General features: G+C 63.5%; 4 protein-coding genes and 1 pseudogene. 1 reads left to right on the top strand and 4 read right to left on the bottom strand.

Annotation, left to right across the window (positions count from 1 at the left end; all coding sequences use genetic code 11):
* Together galU and glmS are read right to left on the bottom strand one after the other, a co-directional pair.
* Positions 1–810 (bottom strand): UTP--glucose-1-phosphate uridylyltransferase GalU (gene galU, locus ACTS2Z_RS06260; protein WP_442572361.1); only part of this gene is annotated, 810 nt, incomplete at its 3' end.
* A gap of 24 nt (positions 811–834) precedes the next feature.
* On the bottom strand, positions 835–2,655 hold the full coding sequence (gene glmS / locus ACTS2Z_RS06255) for a glutamine--fructose-6-phosphate transaminase (isomerizing) (protein ID WP_442572360.1): 1,821 nt from the start codon (positions 2,653–2,655) through the stop codon (positions 835–837).
* A 224-nt stretch (positions 2,656–2,879) separates the two neighbouring features.
* On the opposite strand from glmS, the gene ACTS2Z_RS06250 reads away from it, so the two are divergent.
* On the top strand, positions 2,880–5,054 hold the full coding sequence (locus ACTS2Z_RS06250; protein WP_442572359.1) for an LPS-assembly protein LptD: 2,175 nt from the start codon (positions 2,880–2,882) through the stop codon (positions 5,052–5,054).
* A 19-nt stretch (positions 5,055–5,073) separates the two neighbouring features.
* Here the strand turns inward: ACTS2Z_RS06250 and ACTS2Z_RS06245 are convergent, their stop codons facing one another.
* Entirely contained in the window at positions 5,074–6,234 is a 1,161-nt protein-coding gene (locus ACTS2Z_RS06245; protein WP_442572358.1) for a DegT/DnrJ/EryC1/StrS family aminotransferase, read from the bottom strand.
* 139 nt (positions 6,235–6,373) lie between these two features.
* Positions 6,374–6,600: pseudogene (locus tag ACTS2Z_RS06240) on the bottom strand (phosphomannomutase/phosphoglucomutase); the annotation flags it as partial.

The following is a 6,600-nucleotide window of genomic DNA, read 5'->3' as shown; positions in this document are numbered from 1 at the left end:
CGCCGCCGCTGCCCGCAAATAGCCCGTCTTCGATCCTGTATCGAAGGTCTCCCCGGTAAAGGGCAGAGCGTGGAAGGGGCTGGTTTCCATCAGCTTCAGCATGGCGTCGGTCAGCTGGATCTCGCCGCCTGCGCCCGGCTTTTGGGCTTCCAGCGCGTCAAAAATCTCCGGCTGAAGGATGTAGCGCCCTGAAATCATCAGATTGGACGGGGCATCCTTCACAGTAGGCTTTTCCACCATGCCCAGCATCTCTATCAGCTCGCCCTTGCGTTCGCCCGGCTGGACGATGCCGTAGGAACTGACCTCCTCCATCGGCACTTCCTCGACCGAGATCACATTGCCGCCGATAGCGCCATAGGCCTTCACCATCGCGGCAAGGCAGGGCGTTTCCGCCCGCATGATCATGTCGGGAAGCAGCACGGCAAAGGGTTCATCGCCGACAATGTCGCGCGCGCACCACACTGCATGGCCAAGGCCCAGCGGCGCCTGCTGGCGCACGAAGCTGCACGCGCCGGGCAGAGGCAGGTCAGCTCGCAGGTCTTTCAGGAGCTTCGTCTTGCCCTTGGCTTCCAGCGTCATTTCCAGCTCGTAGGCGGTATCGAAATAGTCCTCGATCGCGTCCTTGTTGCGCCCGGTCACAAAGACGAAATGCTCGATCCCGGCGGCTCGGGCCTCGTCCACCACGTAGTGGATGGCCGGCCGGTCAAAGACGGGCAGCATTTCCTTGGGCATCACCTTGGTGGCGGGCAGCACGCGCGTACCCAGACCGGCAACGGGAAGAACGGCCTTGCGGACCGGCTTTTTCGACATGCTCTGCACTCCGGCGGGGAGGGATTATTCGACCGTAACGGACTTCGCGAGGTTTCGCGGCTGGTCCACGTCCGTCCCCTTGTAGACCGCGACGTGATAGGCGAGCAACTGCACCGCGGTCGCCATCAGGAGCGGGCTCGTCAGCTGGCTGCCACGCGGCAGGGTGATGATGTCTGCGGCCTCTCCGGCCAGCGCTTTCTCGCCTTCGGGATCAGTAATGGCAATCACATGTGCGCCGCGGCTCGTCACCTGCTGGATGGAGGAGCGCGTCTTGTCAAAGAGCGCGTCGTGCGGCGCGATGACGATGACGGGCAGTCCTTCCTCGACCAGCGCAATGGGGCCATGTTTCAGCTCACCGGCGGCATAGCCCTCGGCGTGGATATAGCTGATTTCCTTCAGCTTCAGTGCCGCCTCAAGGGCCAGAGGAAAATACTGGTTGCGGCCCAGATAGAGCACGGTGGAATGGGCCGCGATATCCTGTGACAGGGCTTCGATATCGTCCTGGCGGGCAAGCGCCTTCACCATCAGTCCCGGCAGGGCAAGAAGGGCGGCTACATGGCCTGCTTCCTCGGCCCGGTCGAGATGCCCGCGATGGCGCCCCGCAAGGATCGCCAGGCAGGCAAGGGCAGAAAGCTGGCTGGTAAAGGCCTTGGTCGAGGCAACCCCGATTTCGGGCCCGGCAAGCGTCGGCAGGACCAGCGAGGCTTCACGCGCAATCGTGGAATGGGGCGTGTTGACGAGGGCGAGCGTCTGCACGCCGGCCGCGCCGGCAAGGCGCATGGCTTCTAGCGTGTCTGCCGTCTCTCCCGATTGCGAGATGAAAAGCGCGATGTCGCCAGGCAGGAAGACCGGATCGCGATAGCGGAACTCCGAGGCGATATCGACCTCGACCGCGAGGCGGGCCAGCGAGCCGAACCAGTAGCGGGCAATCTCGCCGGCATAGGCCGCAGTGCCGCACCCCACGATGATGAGGCGGCTCGCGCTGCGGAAATCCAGCCCCGCAATGTCATGCACGCTGTTCTCAAACGCATCGGCATAGTGGGCAATGGTGCGCCCGGTCACTTCAGGCTGCTCGAAGATTTCCTTTTCCATGAAATGGCGGTGATTGCCCTTCTCGGCGAGCACATGGCTGGTCTCTGCCGGAGCCAGCGCGCGGGTGACAGGCTTGGCGTCCTTGTCGAAAACCTTGATCTCACCGGTGGAAATGACCGCCATGTCGCCATCTTCGAGGAACATGATCTGGCGGGCGTGACCGGAGAGCGCCAGCGGATCGGAGCCGAGATAGCCCTGACCGGCGCCGAGCCCGGCAATCAGCGGCGCACCCTTGCGGGCACCCATGATGAAGCCGGTCTCGCCCTCGATCATCACGCCCAGCGCAAAGGCGCCCTCAAGGCGCGGCAGGACTGCCAGCAGGGCGGCTGCGGGTTCCTTGCCCGCCTGCACCTCGCGGTCGATCATGTGGGCAACGACTTCGGTGTCGGTCTGGCTGGTGAAAATGCGACCCTCGGCGGCCAGTTCCTCGCGCAGGGTCTTGAAGTTCTCGATGATCCCGTTGTGGACCACGAGCACCCGGCCCGCGCGGTGAGGGTGGGCGTTGTCGTCGCTCGCAGCGCCGTGGGTGGCCCAGCGCGTGTGGCCGATGGCGGTAACCCCGCCCAGCCCGCGCCCCACCTTGTCGGCAAGCGCCTGCACCTTGCCGGTGGCGCGCAGGCGGTGGAGCGCACCGGCGCCATCAATCAGGGCGATGCCGGCCGAATCGTAACCGCGATATTCAAGACGGCGCAGGCCCTCCAGTATGAAGCTTTCCGCCTCACGATGACCCGTAACACCGACAATACCGCACATGGCTGGCTCCTGAACTGGCCGGGGACGCACGTGTTTGCGCCCCTGTGACACGATCTGATGGCAGGACGGCCCAGATTAGGCAAGGCAGGGCGGGATCACGCTTGATGTGCTTTTGTAAGGAAGCCGGGCACTGCATGTGGGGCGTCCAGCGAAGCATGGACGCCTTGCGGTCGATGGGTTAGGACTTCAAAAGCGTCGGGGGAAATTCGCGGAGCGTTGAAGGCATGGCATTGCCGTTCAGGACGATGTGCGCGGCGGCAGCGCTGCTGACCGGGCTTGGCGCCCTTTCACCGGCCCGTGCGCAGGACGAGCCAGCAGAGCCGGTCTATCTCGATGCAGCAGAGATCGAGCAGACGCGCGAGGGCAATGTACTGATCGCGCGCGGCAATGTGTCGGCACAGTCCGGCCAGCGCATGCTGTTTGCCGACGAGGTGGAATACCGCATCGACGAGGACCGGGTCATCGCGCGGGGCAATGTGCGCCTGCATGACGGGGACCTGCCTGCCCAGACCGCCGACGAGATCATCCTGACCAATGAATGGTCTGAAGTGCTGGCCGCCGGTTTTGCCATGATGATGGAAAACAATGGCCGCGCGGCATCGGCCTATGCGGTGCGCCGGGCCAATGGCTCTGTCCTGCTGCGCCGCGCCTATTACACGGCCTGCGACATTTGCGAGGAAGGCTCTCGCCCGCCGACCTGGCGGCTTCGCGCCAGCGAGGTCGTGCAGGACCCGGAATCGGAGATGATCTATTATCGCGATGCGCGCCTCGAAGCGTTCGGCATCCCGATCTTCTACGCGCCGGTCTTTGCCCATGCAGACCCGTCCGCACCGCGCCGCTCCGGCTTCCTGTTCCCGACGATCGACGTCTCCAACCGTCTCGGCTTCGTCTACCGGCAGCCCTATTACCACGTGTTCTCGCCGCATCGCGACGCGGTGCTGACCCCGATGGTGATGACCGAGTACAACCCGGTCCTGCTCTATGAATACCGCCAGCGCTTCTGGTCGGGGGCGATCCGCATTCGCGGCAGCGCCACCTACGAGCAGGAATTTGATCGTGATGGCGGGTTTGGCGATCAGGAATTGCGCGGCCATGTCGCCGGCTCCGGCGCGTTCGACATCGCGCCTGGATGGAGCTGGGGCTTCAACGTCCAGCTGGCGACCGACCCGCTCTATCTCACCCGCTACGGCCTGCGCGGTGATACCGACCAGTCTTCCGACTTTGCCCAGCTCAATGCGCTTCTGCTGCCGACGGAAGTGAATGTGCGCGGCCGCACGCGGCAGTATTTTGCCCGCGCCTCGGTCACCGGCTTCCAGTCGCTAACCGACAGCATTGATGACGAGACGCTGCCCTTCATCACCCCGATGGTCGAGGCCGAATACCGCCTGCCCCTGCCGGGCTGGGCGGGCCTCGCCAATGCGCGGGCCTCTGGCGTCTATTTCACGCGCGATGTCGGCAATGATTACGCACGCGCCAGCGGCCAGATCGAGTGGTCCACCAATTTCACGATTGATGGCGGCGTGCGCGTAACGCCTTACGCCTTTGCCCGCACTGACGTTTACCGCTTCACGCGGACCGATGTTTCGGGCGCGACACTGGAAACGCGCGACTTCACCCGTACGCTGACCAATGCCGGCATCGACATTTCCTGGCCGCTCTTCAAGCCGGGCGAAACGGGCGACTGGATTCTCGCGCCGCGCATCCAGTTTGCCAGCTCCACCGGTATTGCGAGCGAGGATGTGGCACCCGGCGAAGACAGCGTTGCGCTGGAGCTTGATGTCTCCAACATCTTCTCGCGCAACCGCGCCAACGGCTATGACGCCTGGGAAGAGGGCTCACGCATCAATGCGGGCCTGACGACCAGCTTTGATAGCCACACGCCCTATCTGCCCGAGACCGAGCTCTTTGTCGGGCGCAGCTTCCGGGTCGGCGGCAACCCCACCTTCGCGCAAGGCTCCGGCCTTGTTGACGACCAGTCCGACTGGGTTGCCCAGCTAGACCTGAACTTCAACAACGCGTTCGAGCTGGGTGTACGCGGGCGTTATGACGGCGTCACGACGCAGGCGAACCGGATCGACGCCTTCTCGCGCGTCTCTGTGTGGCGGGTAAATGGCGACATCACCTATTCGCTCGTCGATGATGCGGCGGTGAACACGCCGGTGCGCGAATCTGTCCGCTTCGGCGGCAATTTCCGCATGACGGACAACTGGTTCCTCGCCTATGCGATGGACCGCGATCTGGAAAGCGGCTCCACCCGCCAGCAGAATCTCAGCCTCATCTATCGCGATGAGTGCACAGATATCCGCGTAGTCTACAACCAGACCAATTTCGACATCGGCAATCTCGGCCCCAGCCGCTCGATCATGCTGCAGGTGACCCTGTTCTCGATCGGCAACTAGGCGCGGAACCTCACCGCGCTCAGGGCTTGTAGCTGCGGATCGCATCGACGATGCGGTCCTGCGTTGCCTCATCGAGATAAGGGTGCATGGGCAGGGCGATGACGCGGCCCGCCTTGGCTTCGGTCACCGGCAGACCGTCCGGCCCGGACGGATATTTCGAATAGACTGTCTGCATGTGGATCGGGATCGGATAATAGACTGCTGTCGGAATGCCGAGGCCCTTCAAGTGCGCGCCCAGACCGTCACGGTCCTCGTGCTCGATAGTGTATTGCGCCCAGGTGGAGACACCACCCTCGATCACTTGCGGTACGGCGGCAACATGGCCTTCCAGCGCTGCATTATAGCGGGCCGCCACGCGGTTGCGGGCCGCGATCTCGTCAGGGAAGATAGCCAGCTTTTCCAGCAGGATCGCGGCCTGGATCGTATCCAGGCGTGAATTCATCCCGATGCGGACAGCCCAGTATTTGGGATCATGCTCGAATTTCTTGCCCTCGATGTCGCGCGGCATCGCCTTGCCGTGGACCGAGAGGGACTCGATGAGTTCGGCCAGCCCGGCATCATTGGTCATCACCGCGCCGCCATCGCCATAGCAGCCCAGCGGCTTGGCCGGGAAGAAGGAGGTGGTGGTGATATCGCTCCAGTGAGCAGGGTGCTGGCCGCCAAGCGTGCAGCCAAAACCTTGCGCGGAATCGGCGATCAGCTTCAGCCCGTGACGGTGGCAGATTTCGGCAATCGCAGGATAGTTCGCCGGCTGCCCAAACAGGTCGACCGCAATGACGACGCGCGGGTTCAGCCGGCCCTGCGCCTTCACCATTTCGATGGATGCTTCGAGATGGGCCGGGTCCATATTGTAGGTGTGCGGATCGATGTCGACAAAGACCGGCGTGGCACCGAGCCACGGCACGACTTCGGCGGTCGCGGTGAAGGTGAAGGACGGACAGAAGACCGCACCGCCGGGGCGCAGGCCCCACGCCATCAGAGGCAGGACCAGCGCGTCAGTTCCGTTGGCGCAGCCGAGCGCATGCGAGGTGCCGCCAAAACCGGCAAGGGCAGCCTCCAGCTCCTTCACTTCCGGTCCGAGCACATAGCGTCCGCTGCGCACGACCGAGAGGACGCGTTCGTCCACCTTGTCGGATATGCGGGCATATTGTGCCTGAAGATCAATGAATTGCATGGGCATGTCCTGTCGGGCGGCGGCCTGTCACGGCCTCTTCATTATTGCGCGCGGACCATGGCGCAGAGCGCGGCGGGGAAGGAATCACAATGTATTTCCATCTCTGCACGCCCCGCCCCTTTTTTATATGCCGGGCGGGTGGCGGTCAGATTTCCTGATCGAACGCGCCGACTTCGGGATGATGGGCGAGCTCGTCCTTGATGGCGCGGAAGATGGCACTGACATCGTCGCTAGAGGTGAGGCTTTCCACCACGACGACGAGGTTTGGCGTGTTGGAAGACGCCCGGATCAGGCCCCACGCGCCATCGGCAAAGGTGAAACGCACACCGTTCACGGTGTTCACGTCCACGATCTCGCGCCCGGCAACCGGCT

Source organism: Glycocaulis sp. (assembly GCF_052168375.1).
GTDB lineage: Bacteria > Pseudomonadota > Alphaproteobacteria > Caulobacterales > Maricaulaceae > Glycocaulis.
The sequence above is the reverse complement of the archived record's forward strand: the minus strand, read 5'-3'. Positions and strand labels throughout refer to the sequence as shown.

What these genes read in the sequence shown, in the direction of transcription:
- glmS (WP_442572360.1), bottom strand. Translation starts at nt 2,655, where the DNA reads ATGTGCGGTATTGTCGGTGTTACGGGTCATCGTGAGGCGGAAAGCTTC.
- ACTS2Z_RS06250 (WP_442572359.1), top strand. Translation starts at nt 2,880, where the DNA reads ATGGCATTGCCGTTCAGGACGATGTGCGCGGCGGCAGCGCTGCTGACC.
- ACTS2Z_RS06245 (WP_442572358.1), bottom strand. Translation starts at nt 6,234, where the DNA reads ATGCCCATGCAATTCATTGATCTTCAGGCACAATATGCCCGCATATCC.